The sequence below is a fragment of the Aeromonas sp. QDB20 genome, assembly GCF_027707805.1.
GTDB classification, from domain to species: domain Bacteria; phylum Pseudomonadota; class Gammaproteobacteria; order Enterobacterales; family Aeromonadaceae; genus Aeromonas; species Aeromonas dhakensis.
In genome coordinates this window covers 151,425-168,864 of the sequence record NZ_JAPCJC010000007.1, presented here as the reverse complement: position 1 = coordinate 168,864, position 17,440 = coordinate 151,425, and the positions used below count along the sequence as shown (strand labels likewise).

Sequence of the window (17,440 nt, the reverse complement as noted above, 5' to 3'; positions counted from 1 at the left end):
ACTTCAATCTACCAGCTTGTGATCAAATTAGGCTGAAAACGGGGTGTCTTGTGACACAGCTCTCAAATACCCCGACATCCCCCCTCCCTTCATAGTGATGTGGATCACATCAACTCTCTGTATTTCGGCTACATTTCGATCTTTACTGCCGACAGCATCGTTTTTATGTGATGCAAGTCACTCTTTGTTGTTTGCGCAAACCCGGTGTCAATGTGATCTGTTTCTCATTTCCATTATTTGTATTCAATTGGAGCAATTCGCCTGACCTGAAAAGTGAGGGTGTTGACGATGGATTACTTGAATCAGCACTCAAATAACCAATGGGTCAATTATTTTGTAACCTACTTTCAGTTTTTCATGCTCTCCTTCAGCCGCAGAGGCGGCGCATCAGCCACTCCAGCGGGCCTCGCTCGAAGCGCTGACTCCAGAGATTGGCAAACAGCAGCGCCGCCAGGGCGAAGAGGGTGGCGGCCAGCACCACCTCGGGCAGATCCTGCCCCTGCAGCCAGCCAATGGCCTCCAGCATCCCCATGCCGAGCATGATGTGGGCCAGATAGAGGGTCAGGGTCTGCCGGCCGACCGGCAGCCACACTCGCCACCAGCGGGCCTCTGGCAGGGTACGGCTCAGCCAGAGGCTGAGGGCGATCAGGGTGCTGGCCGCGCCCATGCCGAACAGCAGGTAGAGCGGCGCCGGGGGAATGGGCTGGGTCGCCAGCAGTGGCGCCAGCTCTGGGTTCGGCAAGAGGGTTGGCAACCAGAGTGACAGCCCCCTGGTCAGCACCATGGCACTCACACCACCGGCCAGCAGCCAGCGCTGGGTGACCGGATTGGCCAGAGACTGGCGGCTCAGCCAGAGGCCGTAGAGCAGAAAGCCCAGCCAGGGCACCACAGGGTGCCAGCCGTTGAACAGCAGATTGCGGATGAAGCCGGCCAGGGTCCAGAACTCGGGATAGCTGAAGCTGTGCCACTGCCAGCCCCGATCGTAATCGAGCAGGAACAGCAGGCCGACGAAGCTTGCCGCCAGCAGCGGGATCAGGGCCAGCAGCCAGGGGGAGGGAAGCCGGAGACAGCAGGCCCCCAGCAGAAAGTAGACGGCGTAGTAGTGGATGATGTCGGCCGGAAACACCAGGTAGTTGAGCAGCCCCACGATCAGCAGAAACAGGGCCCGCCTGGCGGTGTGGGTCATGGCCGCCGACCACGCCAGCTTGCGGGTCGACAGCCCCAGCCCGATGCCGGCCAGCACCACGAAGCTGGCGGCGGAGCGACCCTCCAGTGCATCCAGCAGGGGCTTGAGCCAGGCCGGCTCCCCCGCCAGTACCCCCATGGCGATGCGAAAATTCACCAGCACCATGCCGAGCAGGGCCATGGCGCGGGCCAGATCCAGTCCTTCCAGTCGATTGTACGGGACGGTCATGGGAGCGACTCCTTTGGTGATCAGCGGGTCAGCTGGCCGGGCCCAACAGCTGGTCCAGCAGGGACGGCAACCTTTGCTCCACCGGCGCCTGCTCTGGATGCAGAGCCAGGGCGTGGCGCAGGGCTTGCCCCTCCAGCGCGTCCAGCAGCAGCTGGGCCGTGAGGTCCGGCTGCAGGTGGGTTGCCAGCTCCCCTGCCTGCTGGCCACGGCGCACCGTCGCCGCCAGGGCATCGCACAGCTGGCGCTGGTTGCTGGCGAAGGTGGCCGCCATCTCGGGATGGCGGGTCAGCTCGGCCAGGATCTCGGTGCCGAGCAGCAGGTTCTCCGGGGTCAGCGACCAGGCGAGGTAGCCGGCGGCGAAGCGGGCCAGCGCCGCCCGGGCCGGCCCCTGAACCAGCTCATCCAGCAAGGGTTGCAGCTCGGCCGCCTCCAGCGAGGCGATGTGGGCGATCAGCTCCTCCTTGCGGGCGAAGTGGTTGTAGAGGTTGCCGAGGCTCACCCCGGCGGCGGCGGCGATGTCGCGCATGCCGGTCTGGTGGAAGCCCCGCTCGATGAAGCAGCCGAGCGCCGCCTGGATGATCTGCTCGCGGCGCTGCTCCAGCCGCAGGTTGTTGGTGGTCATGGGGATGCCTCTTGTCTGAAAATTCACCATGAGCGAACGTTCGTTCATTTGTGGATTCACTCTATGCCCCTGGCGAGCCACTGGCAAGCTCGGGACGTACAAAAAGTGATCTGCTGACCAGGCGGGCGGCATGACCCAATAAAAAAGCCCGCAGGGTGCGGGCTTTTGCAAGGAGGGGAGGCCTGGCCTGGCTTATTCGGCCTTGGGGGCCTCGTCGGCAGGCGCGGCATCGGCTTCGCTCACCGGGGCGACCGGCGCCGGGCCCGGCACCAGCTCCACCGCCGGCTTGGCGATGAGGGAGCGGGTCTCTTCCACCGCTTCGGTCAGCTTCACCTCGATGATCTGGCCGAGCTCGTAGACCACCTCGGTCTTGTCCAGATAGACGCGGCCGTTGTCCCAGTTGCACTCCAGCCGCTCCTTGTTGTCCAGGATATGGCGGGCGGGCATGAACACCACGGCACCGTTCTCCTGCAGGCGCAGCTTGAGGCCGGCACGCATCACGTCGATGATCTCGGCGTTGAACACCTTGTCGGTACCCGCATCGGCCTTCAGGTAGCGGACATAGAGCCAGTCGCCGATGTCGCGCTCCACCATGCGGTGCAGGCGACGGCAGGCGGTCAGGTGCTCGGTCAGCTCCAGGCTCGGGCGCTCACCCGGGGTCTTGCCGGCGATGACGGCCTTGAGCAGGCGATGGTTGACCATGTCGCCGTACTTGCGGATCGGTGAGGTCCAGGTGGCGTAGGCATCCAGCCCCAGGCCGTAGTGGGCACCCGGTTCGGCGGACATCAGCGCATAGCTCTGGAAGCGGCGGATCTTGCCGTCCAGCCAGCGGGTGTCCAGGCTGTCGATCCAGCGGCGCAGGGCGCAGAAGCCGGACAGACTGGCGATATCGATCTTCTCGAACGGGGCCTCGGCGCTTTTCAGCAGGTCGATGGCACCGTCGAGGGACTCTTCATCAAAGCCGGTGTGGACATTGAAGATGCCGTAGCCGACGCTCTTGCCCAGCACGCGGCCGGCGCAGATGTTGGCGGCGATCATCGACTCTTCCACCATGCGGTTGGCGATGCGGCGCGGCTCGACGTGGATGGCCAGCACAGCGCCGTTCTCGCCCAGCTCGAAGTCGTAGTCGGGGCGGTCCGGGAACACCAGGGCGTGCTCGGTGCGCCACTTGATGCGCGCCTCGGTCATCGCCTTCATCAGCGGCAGCTGGGCCAGCACGCCTGCGTCGATATCCAGCGTTTTGCCGTGTTCGGCCCAATCGGAGACGTCGTCATAGTTGAGGCGGGCGTGGGAGCAGATGCGGGCGGCGAAGAACTCGGTCTCCTCCAGCAGCAGGCCATCCTCGGCGATCAGCAGGCGGGCGCACAGGGTGTTGCGCTCCTCGCCCTCTTTCAGGGAGCAGAGTTCGTCGGAGAGGGTGCGCGGGATCATCGGCACGTTGCGGCCCGGCATGTAGACGGTGAAGGCGCGCTGGGCGGCCTCCTTGTCCAGCTCGCTCCCTTCGGCCACATAGGCGGTCGGGTCGGCGATGGCGACCAGCAGCTCCCAGCCGTTGTCCAGCTTGCGGATGGCCAGGGCATCGTCCATGTCCTTGGTCTTGGCGCCGTCGATGGTGAAGAAGGGGGTCGCGGTCAGATCGGTGCGGGGCAGCTCTTCCTCTTCGATCACCTTCCACTCCGGCAGATCCGCCGGCTCGACCTGGGCCAGGTTGTGGCGCGCCAGCACCACCCACCAGGGCACGTTGTGATCTTCCTGGGCGGCGATCTTCTGGGTGATCTCGGCGGAGAAGTTGCCGTCCACCAGGGCGTGACGCTTGAGGGTGGCGACCACCCAGTCCCCTTCCTTGAACTCTTTTTCGTCCAGACCCTTCTTGACGCGGGCCTTGATGGCATCCTTGATCAGCGGATGATCGGCCACCACGTTGAGGCGGTCGCGGAACATCTTGACCCGGGCCACGAAGCGGGTGACGGACTGCTCCAGCAGTTCATCCGGCTCGGCCACTTCCTTCTCTTTCTCGGTGCGGATCAGGGCGGTCACCCGGTCACCGTGCATCACCTTTTTCATGTAGGGAGGCGGCACGAAATAGCTGGTCTTCTCATCGACCTCCAGAAAGCCGAAGCCCCGATCGGAGGCGCGGATCACACCCTCTTTCTTGGGGATGTTTTCGCGGATTTGTTGCTTGAGCTGGGCCAGCAGCGGATTGTCTTGGAACATAAATGGGGAACCTGAGTGGAGACCTGGTGGTTAATCGCCCAGCACTATACGTTTTTACCCCTCCAAAGCCAAGGTGAATGGCCCTGTCAGGGGCGTTGCAGCGCTCGGCGACCCTGCTCGATCAGGCGCTGGGATATCTGTTTGTGCAGCCCGCGCTCCAGCACCCAGCGGTGCCAGTAGAGTCGCTCTATCAGGTGCTGTTCCGGGTTGAGATCGAGCAATGACCCCTCCGCCAGCTGGCGACGGATCTGCAGTTCCGGGATGAGGCAGCAGGCCAGCCCCTGCTCGGCCATGGCGACGAAGGCCTCGGAGGAGCGGACCGTGTGGCAGGGGTAGCCGCCGGGCTCCAGCCCGAAGTGGCGGGCCATGTAGCTGACATGCATGTCGTCGCGCTGATCGAAGGCCACCGCCGGCGCCTTGGCCAGCGCCGCCAGGGTCAGCCCCTGCGGGAAGTGGCGCTCGACGAAGGCGGGGCTGGCGGTGAGCAGGTAGCGCATCTCGCCGAGCTCGTCGACGCAGCAGCCCGCCAGTGGCTGGCCGTGCAGGCTGACGGCACCGAACGCCTGCCCCTCGCGCACCCGATCCAGGGTGCGGCTCTCGTCATCCACCAGCAGGTTGAGCTCGATGGGGTGCTGTTCCAGCAGCGGCGCCAGGGCGGGCAGAAACCAGGTGGCCAGACTGTCGGCATTGACGGCAATGCTGACCCGGATCGGCGCCTGGGGCTCGGCGGGAGAGAGCTCGCCGGCCAGCTCCAGTTCCAGCTGGCGTACCTGGCGGTAGTGGGCCAGCAGCTTCTGACCGAGCGCGGTGGCCTGCAGCGGCTGGCCGCGAATGATCAGCGGCTCGGCAAACTGCTGCTCCAGCTGCTTGATGCGCTGGGAGATGGCGGACTGGGTGATGTGCAGGCGCTGGGCGGCGCGCTCGAAGTTCTGCTCCTGCATCACCGCATCCAGCGCCAGCAGCAGCTTGTAGTCCAACGCCTTCATCAGCATTCCTTATCAGCAGGGAGATTGAGAAGGGATGCTACTCAAGTGGTGGCGAGAGAACAACCTGAGAGCGCTGAAAATGTCGGCAGCGCAGGCGAGACAAGGGTTGTGGGGTCAAAGCGGGTTTGTCACTGTGAGATGTGACAGTGGTGGTCAAAAGGTATTCAGGAGATACTCTTTTGCGTCCGTTTTTGCATGGGGTGGAAACGGGCTATAGCGAGAACTTTTAATCCCGGGTCTTACCCCGGGATTTTTTTGCGTCACCCTTATTCGGTGACCAGCTCGCGGGCTTCGTCATAGGCCCCCTGCAGGGGCTGACCGACGGCACGGGCGAAACGCTCGTCCAGATGGAAGCGGATCCCCACCCCGCGCACGGCGCCCAGATCCACCGCCTGGCGGTGACCGAGCCGCTCGATGGGCAGGCCGAGGCGGCGGAAGATGCGTTCCACCGGCAGGCTGACCACGGCGACCAGCTCACGGATCCCCTTCGCCCTGGCGAAGGCATAGACCTCGCGGAAGATGACGCAGGTCAGCTCGCTGACCCCGTTGCCCAGGCGCGGTGCCCGTTCGGCATCGATGGCGAGGCGGGTCAGTTCCCACACGTCGTTGCTGCGCGGCGGGGCTTCGCCGGCGAGGGCGGTGGGGAAGATGCTGGGCAGCATGTAATCCTGGGCACAACTGAGCAGACGGATGCAGCCGCACAGGCCTGAGTCGTCTTCAATCAGAACCCAATGGGTGTCAGGGGTATCGAAACTGTCCTGCTCCAGACCACGGTGAGATTCCACATCCCAGCCGAGGCGATCGGAGAAGACGCGATTGCGAAAGCGATAAAGCTCGTTTTCTACCTCCCATCTGGGGTGTTCTTTTAATTTTCCTTTGAAAACAAGCATTCAGATGTCTCCATTTCAGTGTTCGGCGCTATAATCGAGGCCCTGGCCAGGGGGGCTAGCCTATGAAACAAGACCAACTGCTTGAGTACCTCGAACATTTCACTTCGGTAACGGACGGGGATCGTCTGGCCGAGTTGATCGGTCGGTTCACGCTCGGTATGGGTTACGACTACTACCGGTTTGCGCTGATCATCCCCATGTCGATGCAAAGACCCAAGGTGGTGCTGTTCAATCAGTGCCCCGACTCCTGGGTGCAGGCCTATACGGCAAACCATATGCTGGCCTGTGATCCCATCATTCAATTGGCCCGCAAGCAGACCTTGCCCATTTACTGGAACCGGCTGGATGAGCGAGCACGTTTTCTGCAAGAGGGCAGTCTGGACGTGATGGGGTTGGCGGCGGAGTTCGGGCTGCGCAACGGCATCTCGTTTCCGTTGCACGGGGCGGCGGGGGAAAACGGCATACTGTCGTTCATCACCGCCGAGCGGGCATCGAGCGATCTGCTGCTGGAGTCCTCGCCCGTCCTCTCCTGGATGTCCAACTACATCTTCGAGGCGGCGATCCGGATTGTGCGGGTCAGTCTGCGGGACGATGACCCTCAGGAGGCCCTGACTGACCGGGAGACCGAATGCCTGTTCTGGGCCAGTGAAGGGAAAACGTCGAGTGAAATCGCCTGCATCCTGGGGATCACGGAGCGAACCGTGAACTACCACCTCAATCAGGTCACCCGTAAAACGGGGTCGATGAATCGCTACCAGGCCATCGCCAAGGGGGTGAGCAGTGGCATCTTGCTGCCCAATCTCGAGCAGGTCATGGTCACCAACTTCCCCAAGCTGATGCAATAAAACCCGATGATTCTCGGGGCAGAGTGACTGGCTAACAATTGTCAGATCCTGCAATTGACAGCCATGAACGGGTCTAGCCCCTTCTACCTCGAAGGGGTTGGGTCGAGCCCTCTGTCATTAGCAAAACAAATTGCTCAGCAGATTAATGAATTTCTCTAAACGTCTGGCCGCCCCTTATAGTGCCGTCCAATCACTCTGCTGGACGGTTCATCCATGTTTGCAACCACCCTGCAAGGCTTCACCCTCGGCCTTGCCATGATCATCCCCATCGGTGCCCAGAATGCCTTCGTGCTGAGCCGGGGCATCCACCGCAACCACCATCTGCTGACGGCGACCCTCTGTTGCCTGTGCGATCTCGTGCTGATCGGCATCGGGGTGTTTGGCGGGGCCAACCTGCTGGCGGCCAGCCCGATCGGCCTGGCCCTGCTGACTTGGGGCGGCGTGCTGTTTCTCGGCTGGTTCGGTATCCGTTCCCTGCGCAGTGCCTGGCGCGGGCAGGGGGCAGCACTTGCTGACTCGCCCCAGCTGATGGGAGTCAAGAGCGTGCTGGCCATGACCCTCGGGGTGACCCTGCTCAACCCCCACGTCTACCTGGACACCCTGATGCTGCTCGGCTCCTTCGGCAGCCAGTTTGCCGAAGAGTTGCGGCCCGCCTTCGCGGCGGGGGCCATGCTGGCCTCGCTGGTCTGGTTCTACAGCCTGGCGTTCGGGGCGGCCGCCCTCTCGCCCTGGCTCGCGCGCGGCAGGGTACAGCAAGCTATTGATACTATTGTTGGTTTCATCATGCTGGGGTTGGCGTTGCAGCTGGCGAGCGGGGCTTTGCTGGCGTCATAAGGCTATTTTTGTGCCGCACCTCATAAAAATTCACCCCGGCTTCATCCGCTGACATATTCGTCTGTTAAATTCCCGTCGCTGGTAAAGCGACACTCTAATAAAAGGGACAAGACAGTGAATAAATCCATGAAGCTGGGTGCTATTGCAGCCATCGTGCTGTTGTCTGCCTGTAGCAATGAAAACGACAGCAAGGCGCAACCGGGCGAGGTTGCCCTGCGTCTGATCCAGACCTCCGATATCCACTCCAACGTGCTGGGGTATGACTACTACCAGAACAAGGAGGATCGTAAGTTCGGCCTCTCCCGCACCGCGTTGCTGATCCGCGCGGCCCGTGCCGAAAACCCCAACAACCTGCTGCTCGACAACGGCGACCTGATCCAGGGCACGCCGCTGGCTGACTACATCTTCGAGCAGTCCGGTGCCGGCTACCTCGACAAGCAGGCCCACCCGGTGTTCAAGGCGATGAACGAGCTCGGCTACGACGCCGGCAACCTGGGCAACCACGAGTTCAACTACGGGCTGGATTACCTCACCAAGACCCTGCAGGGAGCCAAGTTCCCCTATGTGAACGCCAACGTGTTCGAGGCGGGCGCCTTCAAGCGCGATGCCAAGGGGCAGATTGACTGGAGTGGCAACAAGTTCACCCCCTACCTGCTGCTGGAGCGCAAGGTGAAGGATGACAAGGGTCAGCTGCAGACCGTCAAGGTCGGCATCCTGGGGCTGACCCCGCCGCAGGTGCTGCAGTGGGACAAGCGTCATCTGGAAGGCAAGGTGGTGGTGGCCGACATGGTCGAGACCGCCAACCACTATGTGCCCGAGCTGCGCGCCAAGGGCGCCGACGTGGTCGTCGTTGTTGCCCACACCGGCATCAACGCCAGCAGCTACGAGGCCATGATGGAGAACTCCGCCTGGCACCTGGCCAAGGTGAAGGGGGTGGATGCCCTGATGCTGGGCCACGCCCACAAGAACTTCCCGGGTGATTTCCCGGATCTGCCGGAGGTGGACAATAAGGCCGGCACCCTGAGCGGCATTCCGACCGTGATGCCGGGTTACTGGGGCAACCACCTCGGCATCATCGACCTCAAGCTGGAGCAGGTGGACGGCAAGTGGCAGGTGAAACAGAGCCAGGCCAGCCTGCGCAAGATCGACTCCAGCGAGGGTAGTGCGGTGGATCAGCGGGTGGTGGACCTGGTACAGGCCGACCACGACGCCACCAACCAGTGGCTGGACGAGCCGCTCGGCAAGATCACCTCCTCCATCCACAGCTTCTTCGCCCTGGTGCAGGATGATCCCTCGGTACAGCTGGTGAGCGATGCCCAGCGCCGCTACGCCGAGCAGCTGCAAAAAGATGGTCTGCTCAAGGAGTCCTACCCCATCCTGTCGGTGGCGGCGCCGTTCCGTGGCGGTCGCAACGGCATCAACGACTTCACCTACGTGGCCCAGGGCGACATCTCCCTGCGCAACGTCTCCGACCTCTACATCTATCCGAACACCCTGCAGGTGGTCGAGGTGAACGGGGCCACCGTCAAGGAGTGGCTGGAGATGAGTGCCGGCCAGTTCAACCAGATCGACACCGGCAAGACCGAGGTGCAGTGGCTGGTGAACGAGAAGTTCCCCACCTACAACTTCGACGTGATCGACGGGGTCAACTACGAGGTGGATATCACCCAGCCGGCCCGTTACAACAAGGAAGGGGCCAAGGTCAGCGACGGCCAGCGCATCAGCAGCCTCACCTTCAACGGCCAGCCCATCGATCCGGCCCAGAAGTTCTACGTGGTGACCAACAACTACCGCGCCAGCGGCGGCGGCCACTTCCCGGGCATCGACGGCAGCAACATCGTCCATGAAGATCCCTTCGAGACGCGCGAGATCATCGCCCAGTACCTGAAGGCCCAGTCTGCCGACAACCCGGCCGGCTTCAGCCCGGCGGCCAACAACAACTGGCACATGAAGGCTCTGCCGGCCAACGTGGACGTGCGGCTCTACTCCTCGCCCCGCGAGGAGGCCAAACAGCTGGCCGGTGCGGATCTGGAGTACAAGTCCACCCTGCCGATGGATGACGCCCAGCACCCTGGCTACGCCATCTTCCGGCTGATCCGTCAGTAATTCCCGGCCGACATGGCAATAAAAAAAGCCCTCGCATTGCGAGGGCTTTTTCATGGGCGGAGGGTTCCGAGGGCTTAGTTGACCACGGCCACGTTGATGGTGCCGTTGCCCTGGGTCATGCGTACCCGGGCGCCCGGTACGAAGGTGGGGCTGGCCTTTTGCACCACCACGATGGATTCGCCGTTCTCTTTCTTGATCTCGAGCTCGACGCCATCCACCTGGTTGAGCTTGTCACCGGCTGCCTTGCCCGCCGCTGCACCCGCGATGGCGCCACCGGCCGCAGCGATGTCGCTGCCGCGCCCGCCGCCGATGGTGCTGCCGAGCAGGCCGCCGACCACGGCGCCGCCTATGGTGCCGATCAGCGAGTTCTCATCGGCCTGGATCTTGACCGGGCGGGTGGAGAGGATGGTGCCGTAGCTGACGGTCTGTACCTGCTTGGCGCGATCCTTGGTGTAGACGTCGCCGGAGTAGACGTCGCTGTTGGCACAGCCGCTGAGGGTGGTGGCGGTGGTGGTGGCCAACAGGGCGATGAGGGTAATGCGTTTCAACATGATGGGCCTCCTGGGCTGGCATCTAATCTGGTTTGTTCGGTCAGTGATTCAACTCTACGCCAACCGGATTGAGCATGAAACCAGCAAAGTGTAACCAATTATAAGGCCCGGGCCCGGCAAACCCCGTCACCGCCGGCTCAGCCGAGCCGTTTCTCCAGCAGCAGGCGATCCTCGCCCTGGCCGAAATAGTCGCGCTCCTCGGCCAGTTGCTGATAACCGAGTCGAAAGTAGAGGCGCTGGGCCGGATTGGCCGGATCCACCGTCAGTCTGACCCGCTCGATCCCCAGCTTTTCCAGTGACTGCTCCACCTGCAGCATCATGCGTTCGGCCAGACCGAAGCCGCGCGCCTCCGGCAGCACCGCCAGCGACAGCAGCCAGCCCTGCGACCGATCCTGTCCCAGCCCACCCAGGGCATAGCCCAGCAGCCTGCCGTCCAGTTCGGCCACCAGCAGCAGTTCGGGCCACAGATCCATGGCCTGGCGGAAGAAGAAGCCGGGATAGACATCCTCCCCGAACACATTGACGTCGATCTGCCAGATGGCGTGCATGTCGGTGTGAGTGGCGGTGCGCAGCAGGGGCGGGGTGTGGTGCATCAAGACTCCTTCGGTCAATATTGGCGAAAGGTGATGCCCTGGGTCTGTACCTTGCGGTCGCTGCCGCCTCGCCATTGGGCAGGGCGCGCCAGCTCGCGGACATCCAGAGCGGTATAGGCGATATCGTGGTGAAACAGGCTCTCGGCGAGCGACTGGCGCAGTGCGAGCAGGCGCTGATCGTCGAGTTGCCAGCCACTGGCAAGCTCGGGCGCGCTCTCGTGGCGGTAGAGCGCGAAGTAGTAATGGAGCCAGCGGGGCGGCAGTTTATGGATCCTGGCCTGGGTCAGCAACTGCCCCGCACTGTATTGCTCGCGGGCACCATACTCTTTGGCCAGGATAGCCGACATCGCCAGATAGCGACGCAGGGCCCGACGCTCACGAAAACGGGTAAACCAGCCCATCTTATCTCCACTTCTCCACTGTCAGATGCAGACCGCAAGAGGCGGTCTGGACGGGGTGGAGTTTACCGGCTGATTCCTGAATCCAGCATGAGTGATCAGGGGGGAAGCGGGCGGCTGTGGGGGCGTCTGGGGGCCTTGCGGCGGCTGTCCAGCAGGTGGCGCAGGGCCAGCCAGGGGTGATGCCACAGCATGCGCGGGCCGCTCCACTTCATCACCAGCTGGATCTGCTTGCGCATGGCCGGGGCATAGCAGTGGATGTGGCAGTTGGCACAGGTGGGCTTGTGGCCGTGACCATAGCGGCAGCGGCGCAGCCGCTGGTGGGCGAACTCCTGCAACTGCTGGCAGTGCCGGCAGGCGGGATCCTGATGATGGTGGTCGCAGTAGAGGCGGATCATGGCGCTGACCGTCTGCTGCTCACGCTTGAGCCTGGGATGCACGGGCGCCTTGTCGGCACGGGCCGGGCGTGCGGGGTGGGTGTGATGGGTCGTCATGCAAGGCATTGTCCGGACCTGGGGCGACGGGGTCTTGATACAGGTCAAACCGGCGGGCAAAAAAACAGGGCCCGTGGGCCCTGTTTCATCAGACAACTTCGATTGTCTGCGCTTAGATGAGGCTGGTTGCCTGCTCCAGCCAGGCGAGATCCTCGCCCTCAAGCAGCGGGCTCAGGCGGCGGTAGACCTCGGCGTGGTACTCGTTGATCCAGCGGAACTCGGCCGGGCTCAGCAGGCTGCGATCGATGAGGCGGGTATCGAACGGTACATAGGTCAGCCGCTCGAAGCCCAGCATCGGCAGCTCGCCGATCTGCTCCTGTTCGGTAACCACCACCAGGTTCTCGCAGCGGATGCCGAAGGCATCTTCCCGGTAGTAGCCAGGTTCGTTGGAGAGCACCATGCCCGGCTGCAGGGCCACCAGGCTGCCCTTGGGGGCGATGCGCTGCGGGCCTTCGTGCACGCTCAGGAAATGGCCGACGCCGTGGCCGGTGCCGTGGTCGTAGTTGTAACCGGCCTGCCACAGCGGCATGCGGGCCAGAACGTCGAGCTGGATGCCGGCGGTGCCGCGCGGGAAGCGGGCCTGATCCAGCGCGATGTGACCCTGCAACACCCGGGTGAACATCGCCTTGTGCTCGTCGGTCAGCTCACCCACCTTGATGGTGCGCGTGATGTCGGTGGTGCCGCCGTCCAGATACTGGGCGCCGGAGTCCACCAGATAGATGCTGTCCTGGCCGAAGGTACGCGGGGTGCCGTTGGTGTGGCGGTAGTGGCACATGGCGGCGTTGGGGCCGAGCGCCGAGATGGTGTCGAAGCTCGGCTCCACATAGTGATCCTGCTCGCGGCGGAAGGCTTCCAGCTGGTCGGCCAGGGTGCCTTCATCCACGCCGTCGAATTCGCCGCTGGCGATCAGCCGATCCAGCCAGGCCAGGAAGCGGGTGACGGCGACACCGTCGCGCAGATGGGCGGCGCGCATGCCGGCCAGCTCCACTTCGTTCTTGCACGCCTTCGGCAGCATGGTCGGATCCTGACCGGCTACCAGGATGGCGCCCGCCTCTTCCATGACCAGCTGGGTCCAGGCGTTGGCGGTGTTGGGATCGGCCAGCACCTTCTGCTGATCCTCGCCGATGCGTTTGAGCACGTCACCCAGCTTGTCGATGGGGTAGACGGAGACATCTTGCCCCACGTGCTGGCTGAAGGCGAAGCAGTCGATCTTGTCGGTGTCGACGAAGAAATCCATGGTGGCGTTGGCGTAGAGCACCGCAAAGCCCAACACCACCGGCAGCCGCTCCACGTCGCGACCACGCAGGTTGAGCAGCCAGTTGATGGGCTCGGCCTGAGTCAGCAGCACCGCATCCAGCCCGCGCTTGCGCAGATCGCTGGCCAGCAGCTCGCGCTTGGCCTGGCTGGACTGGCCCGCCAGCGCCTCGCTGTAGAGGATGGCCGGATTCTTGGTGGGAGCGGGGCGATCGCTCCAGTGCAGATCGATGGGGTTCTGATCAACACGCACCAGCTCGATGCCGCGCTCGGTCAGGATCTCTTTGGCGTGTCGATACCAGGCCAGGCTGTGCAGGCGGGCATCGAAGCCGACCCGTGAACCGGCAGGCAGCTGCTCGGCCAGCCACTGCACGTGGGGATCTTCGTTCAGATGGAGAAACTCGAAGAGCTCGGCCGGTGCCTGCATGCGGGCCTGCACCGTGTAACGACCGTCGATGAACAGGGCCGCCCGCTGCGCCAGTATGATGGCGAGGCCGGCGGAGCCGTTGAAACCCGTGATCCAGTCCAGTCGCTCGGCGTAGGCGGGAATGTACTCCCCCAGGTGCTCGTCGTCATGGGGGACGATGAAGGCGTCCAGCTCCATCATGGCCAGTTCGGCCCTGACCTGGGCGACGCGGGTTTCAATAATCTCGAAATGATTCATGTCGTTAATGCCAGATTGTAGTGATGTGAGTGTTCAGTGGTTGTGGCCGCTGTCCAGGATCCGCTTGATGGATTGGCCAGCCGCCTCGATATGCTGCTTGAGCAGTACCACCGCCTCGTGCTTGCGGCGGGCGCGGCACAGCTCCAGCAGCTGGGCGTGCTCCCGCTCCGCCTTGTCGACGCCATCGCTGGCGAACAGCAGCTCGAAGCGCACATAGCGGTCACAGCTCAGATTGATCTGGGCGATCAGCTCCAGTGCCTGGGGGCGGCCGGCGGCCTGATAGAGGGTGGCGTGAAAACTGTGGTTCAGTTCGGCCCAGTGTTCGATCTGGGTGCCCGACTCGAGGGCCTGGTCGAACTGGGCGAGGATCGCCTGCGCCTTGGCGAAGGTCTCCTCCGTCATCAGGTCGACGGCGTGGAACAGGGTATCGGCTTCCAGCAGGGCTCGCAAATAAAAGAGCTCCTCGATGGCCGCGGCGTCCAGCATGGTGACCACGGCGCCGCGGTGGGCCTCGAACTTCACCAACCCCTGGGCCTCCAGCTGCATCAGGGCCTCCCGCACCGGAATGCGGCTCACCGCCAGCTCCTTGGCGATGGCGTCCTGGCGCAGGGGGGCGCCGGCGGGAAACTCACCGCGCAGGATCCGGCCACGGAGGTTTTCCATCACCATTTGGGTACGGGTCTTGTAGGGTGGGGTCATGATCGGGTCACAGGGGAATCGTTACAAAATTGTATATTGTATAAAGTTGGGCTGAATCTAACGCGCAAGGGCCCACAAGGCAAGGTTTGGCGGGAGTCAAACGCCGCGCTCTGCTCAAAAAAATACCGGTCAGCTGGGCTGACCGGTATGAGATTGGTTGTGAACGGGGTCGCTGTTACAGCTGCGGACCCGCCGCGACCAGACGCTTGCCTTCGTCGTTGTCGGTGAAGCGCTCGAAGTTCTTGATGAAACGCTGGGCCAGATCCTGCGCCTTGGCATCCCACTCGGCCTTGTTGGCGTAAGTGTCGCGCGGGTCGAGGATCGCCGGATTCACGTCGTGCAGGGCGGTCGGCACTTCCAGATTGAAGATCGGCAGCACCTTGGTCTCGGCCTTCTCGATGGATCCATCCAGGATGGCGTCGATGATGGCGCGGGTATCCTTGATGGAGATGCGCTTGCCGGTGCCGTTCCAGCCGGTGTTGACCAGGTAGGCCTCTGCACCGGCCGCTTCCATCCGCTTCACCAGCTCCTGACCGTACTTGGTCGGGTGCAGGGAGAGGAAGGCCGCGCCGAAGCAGGAGGAGAAGGTCGGGGTCGGCTCTGTGATGCCGCGCTCGGTACCGGCCAGCTTGGCGGTGAAGCCAGACAGGAAGTGGTACTTGGTCTGCTCCTTGGTCAGCTTGGAGACAGGGGGCAGCACGCCGAAGGCGTCGGCGGTCAGGAAGATCACCTTGGTGGCGTGACCCGCCTTGGAGACCGGCTTGACGATGTTCTCGATGTGATAGATGGGGTAGGAGACCCGGGTGTTCTCGGTCTTGGAGCCATCGTCGAAGTCGATGGTGCCGTCGGCCGCCACGGTCACGTTTTCCAGCAGCGCATCGCGACGGATGGCGTTGTAGATGTCCGGCTCGGCTTCCTTGGAGAGCTTGATGGTCTTGGCGTAGCAGCCCCCTTCGAAGTTGAACACGCCGTCGTCGTCCCAGCCGTGCTCGTCATCGCCGATCAGCTGACGCTTGGGATCGGTGGAGAGGGTGGTCTTGCCGGTGCCGGAGAGGCCGAAGAAGATGGCCACGTCGCCGTCCTGACCCACGTTGGCGGAGCAGTGCATGGAGGCGATGCCGCGCAGGGGCAGGAAGTAGTTCATCATGGAGAACATCCCCTTCTTCATCTCGCCACCGTACCAGGTGCCGCCGATGAGCTGGATCTTCTCGGTCAGGTTGAAGGCGACGAAGTTCTCGGAGTTGAGACCCTGCTCCTTCCAGTTCGGGTTGGTGCACTTGGCACCGTTCATCACCACGAAGTCCGGTTTGAAGGTTTTCAGCTCTTCATCGCTCGGGCGAATGAACATGTTTTTCACGAAGTGAGCCTGCCAGGCCACCTCGGTGATGATGCGCACGGCCAGGCGGGTGTCCGGGTTGGCACCGCAGAAGCCGTCCACCACGAACAGGCGCTTGCCGGAGAGCTGCTTGGTCACCAGGGATTTCAGATGTGACCACACTTCCGGGCTGATGGCTTTGTTATCGTTTTTACCCTGGTCAGACCACCACACAGTATTCTGGGTAGTGGCGTCTTTGACGATATATTTATCTTTCGGGGAGCGGCCGGTGAAGATGCCGGTATTGACATTGACGGCCCCCAGTTCGGTCACTACGCCGCGCTCGAACCCTTCCAGGTCGGCACGAGTCTCTTCCGCGAACAGCTGGTCGTAGGAAGGGTTGCGCAGGATTTCAGTGGAGTTCTTGATACCGTACTGGTCCAGTCCTAATTGTTGGGCCAGGGTGGGTTCTGCCACGATTGTCATTGTATTCTCCTGGGTTCAGAGGTTGGTAGGGTTCTATCTGGCGTTCATCCTATCACTTAGGTGGTAGAGTTTAGCGATCGCCATCAAACTTTATAAAATAGGGTATTTTTTTGTTATTTAAGTTAAAGGCGGGTTTTGCCCGCCTTCAATTAGTGTAACTTGTTTGCATCATTACCGGGAGCCCCGCTGAACAGGGTTTCGACATCGATCCCGTCAAATTCGTACTGGGCGCCACAATAATCACAGTGCATGCCGATCTTGCCGAGCTCCTGCACCATCTCCATTACCTCTTCCTTCTCGATCTGCAACAGGGCCCCTTCGCAACGCTCGCGGGAGCAGGTGCAGCGAAATTCGACCGCCTGCGGATCGAACACCCGCACCTTGTCCTGGTGGTAGAGACGGTAGAGGATCTCTTCCGCTTCCAGACCGAACAGCTCTTCATCCTTGATGGTGCTGGTGAGCTGGGTCAGGTGCTCGAAGTCGTCGCCGTGATCCTCGCTCTGGGCGGGCAGCTCCTGCAGCAGGATGCCGGCGGCACGCGGCGCGCCTTCGTGGTAGCCGGTGCGGATCCAGAGCTTGGTCGCCAGCTGTTCGGACTGGGTAAAGTACTGCTCCAGGCAGCCGGCCAGGGTGTCGGCGTCCAGCGCTATGATGCCCTGATAGCGTTCACCCTGCTCCGGGGTGATGGTGATGACCAGCTGGCCTTCCCCGATCAGGCTCTGCAACTTGCCGTCGCTCGGCAGTTCACCCTCGTAGCGGGCCACGCCGCGCAACTGCTGGTTGTTGTCGCCGTTGATGACGGCCAGCCGTACCGGGCCGTTGCCCTGCAGCTGCACCGTGATGGAGCCTTCGAACTTGAGGGTGGCGGTCAGCAGGCTGGTGGCGACCAGCAGTTCACCCAGCAGTTTTTGCACCTGTACCGGGTAGTTCTGAGCCTCCACCACGTGGCGGTAGGTGTGGTCCAGCTGGACCAGCTCGCCCCGGACTTCGTACTCTTCGAACAGATAGCGATACAGGAGATCTTGGTTACTCATCATGCATTCCTGGGTTCTTCGGTGGGGTAAATAGATAAAAA

16 protein-coding genes are annotated in these 17,440 nt (G+C 62.6%); 3 read left to right on the top strand and 13 right to left on the bottom strand.

From position 1 onward, the window contains the following. Nucleotides 1–367: 367 nt before the first annotated feature. From PG897_RS11605 to PG897_RS11585, 5 genes are all read right to left on the bottom strand, one after another. Nucleotides 368–1,414 (bottom strand): DUF418 domain-containing protein, encoded by a 1,047-nt coding sequence (locus tag PG897_RS11605; protein ID WP_270829025.1) that lies wholly within the window; start codon nucleotides 1,412–1,414, stop codon nucleotides 368–370. 28 nt (nucleotides 1,415–1,442) lie between these two features. Next, nucleotides 1,443–2,036 carry a TetR/AcrR family transcriptional regulator gene (locus tag PG897_RS11600; RefSeq protein ID WP_226014123.1) on the bottom strand — a complete coding sequence of 198 codons (594 nt, stop codon included), beginning with the start codon at nucleotides 2,034–2,036 and terminating at the stop codon, nucleotides 1,443–1,445. A 192-nt stretch (nucleotides 2,037–2,228) separates the two neighbouring features. Further along, complete coding sequence (locus tag PG897_RS11595) at nucleotides 2,229–4,250, bottom strand: exoribonuclease II (RefSeq protein ID WP_201882582.1); 2,022 nt, start codon at nucleotides 4,248–4,250, stop codon at nucleotides 2,229–2,231. 86 nt (nucleotides 4,251–4,336) lie between these two features. Continuing rightward, nucleotides 4,337–5,236 carry a LysR family transcriptional regulator ArgP gene (locus PG897_RS11590; protein WP_017765214.1) on the bottom strand — a complete coding sequence of 300 codons (900 nt, stop codon included), beginning with the start codon at nucleotides 5,234–5,236 and terminating at the stop codon, nucleotides 4,337–4,339. Nucleotides 5,237–5,502: 266 nt separating this feature from the next. Then, the gene (locus PG897_RS11585; RefSeq protein ID WP_005308454.1) at nucleotides 5,503–6,126 is read right to left on the bottom strand and encodes an acyl-homoserine-lactone synthase; all 624 of its coding nucleotides are present in this window, start codon (nucleotides 6,124–6,126) and stop codon (nucleotides 5,503–5,505) included. Between the two features lie 62 nt (nucleotides 6,127–6,188). Between PG897_RS11585 and PG897_RS11580 the strand changes: the two genes are divergently transcribed. The 3 genes from PG897_RS11580 (at nucleotide 6,189) to PG897_RS11570 (ending at nucleotide 9,911) form a co-directional block, all read left to right on the top strand. Then, a complete protein-coding gene (locus PG897_RS11580) occupies nucleotides 6,189–6,971 on the top strand; it encodes a LuxR family transcriptional regulator (RefSeq protein ID WP_043169399.1) in 783 nt (260 codons plus the stop codon). A 213-nt stretch (nucleotides 6,972–7,184) separates the two neighbouring features. Further along, entirely contained in the window at nucleotides 7,185–7,805 is a 621-nt protein-coding gene (gene lysE / locus PG897_RS11575; protein WP_005308459.1) for an L-lysine exporter, read from the top strand. A gap of 126 nt (nucleotides 7,806–7,931) precedes the next feature. Further along, entirely contained in the window at nucleotides 7,932–9,911 is a 1,980-nt protein-coding gene (locus PG897_RS11570; protein ID WP_043169397.1) for a bifunctional 2',3'-cyclic-nucleotide 2'-phosphodiesterase/3'-nucleotidase, read from the top strand. A 74-nt stretch (nucleotides 9,912–9,985) separates the two neighbouring features. Here PG897_RS11570 and PG897_RS11565 read toward each other — a convergent pair whose 3' ends face one another. From PG897_RS11565 to hslO, 8 genes are all read right to left on the bottom strand, one after another. Further along, nucleotides 9,986–10,462: a glycine zipper 2TM domain-containing protein gene (locus PG897_RS11565; RefSeq protein WP_005308463.1), complete on the bottom strand. Its 477-nt coding sequence runs from the start codon at nucleotides 10,460–10,462 to the stop codon at nucleotides 9,986–9,988. 137 nt (nucleotides 10,463–10,599) lie between these two features. Next, a complete protein-coding gene (locus PG897_RS11560) occupies nucleotides 10,600–11,055 on the bottom strand; it encodes a GNAT family N-acetyltransferase (protein WP_043169395.1) in 456 nt (151 codons plus the stop codon). A gap of 14 nt (nucleotides 11,056–11,069) precedes the next feature. Further along, nucleotides 11,070–11,456 carry a DUF6559 family protein gene (locus PG897_RS11555; RefSeq protein ID WP_052248732.1) on the bottom strand — a complete coding sequence of 129 codons (387 nt, stop codon included), beginning with the start codon at nucleotides 11,454–11,456 and terminating at the stop codon, nucleotides 11,070–11,072. A 95-nt stretch (nucleotides 11,457–11,551) separates the two neighbouring features. Next, nucleotides 11,552–11,947, bottom strand: a complete 396-nt coding sequence (locus PG897_RS11550; protein ID WP_052248731.1) for a nitrous oxide-stimulated promoter family protein — start codon at nucleotides 11,945–11,947, stop codon at nucleotides 11,552–11,554. A gap of 112 nt (nucleotides 11,948–12,059) precedes the next feature. After that, nucleotides 12,060–13,865 carry an aminopeptidase P family protein gene (locus tag PG897_RS11545; RefSeq protein WP_270829023.1) on the bottom strand — a complete coding sequence of 602 codons (1,806 nt, stop codon included), beginning with the start codon at nucleotides 13,863–13,865 and terminating at the stop codon, nucleotides 12,060–12,062. Nucleotides 13,866–13,898: 33 nt separating this feature from the next. After that, complete coding sequence (locus tag PG897_RS11540; RefSeq protein WP_017783592.1) at nucleotides 13,899–14,564, bottom strand: GntR family transcriptional regulator; 666 nt, start codon at nucleotides 14,562–14,564, stop codon at nucleotides 13,899–13,901. Between the two features lie 175 nt (nucleotides 14,565–14,739). Further along, nucleotides 14,740–16,365 (bottom strand): phosphoenolpyruvate carboxykinase (ATP), encoded by a 1,626-nt coding sequence (pckA, locus tag PG897_RS11535; RefSeq protein WP_017765220.1) that lies wholly within the window; start codon nucleotides 16,363–16,365, stop codon nucleotides 14,740–14,742. Between the two features lie 149 nt (nucleotides 16,366–16,514). Continuing rightward, the gene (hslO, locus tag PG897_RS11530) at nucleotides 16,515–17,399 is read right to left on the bottom strand and encodes an Hsp33 family molecular chaperone HslO (protein WP_005308471.1); all 885 of its coding nucleotides are present in this window, start codon (nucleotides 17,397–17,399) and stop codon (nucleotides 16,515–16,517) included. Nucleotides 17,400–17,440 lie beyond the last annotated feature (41 nt).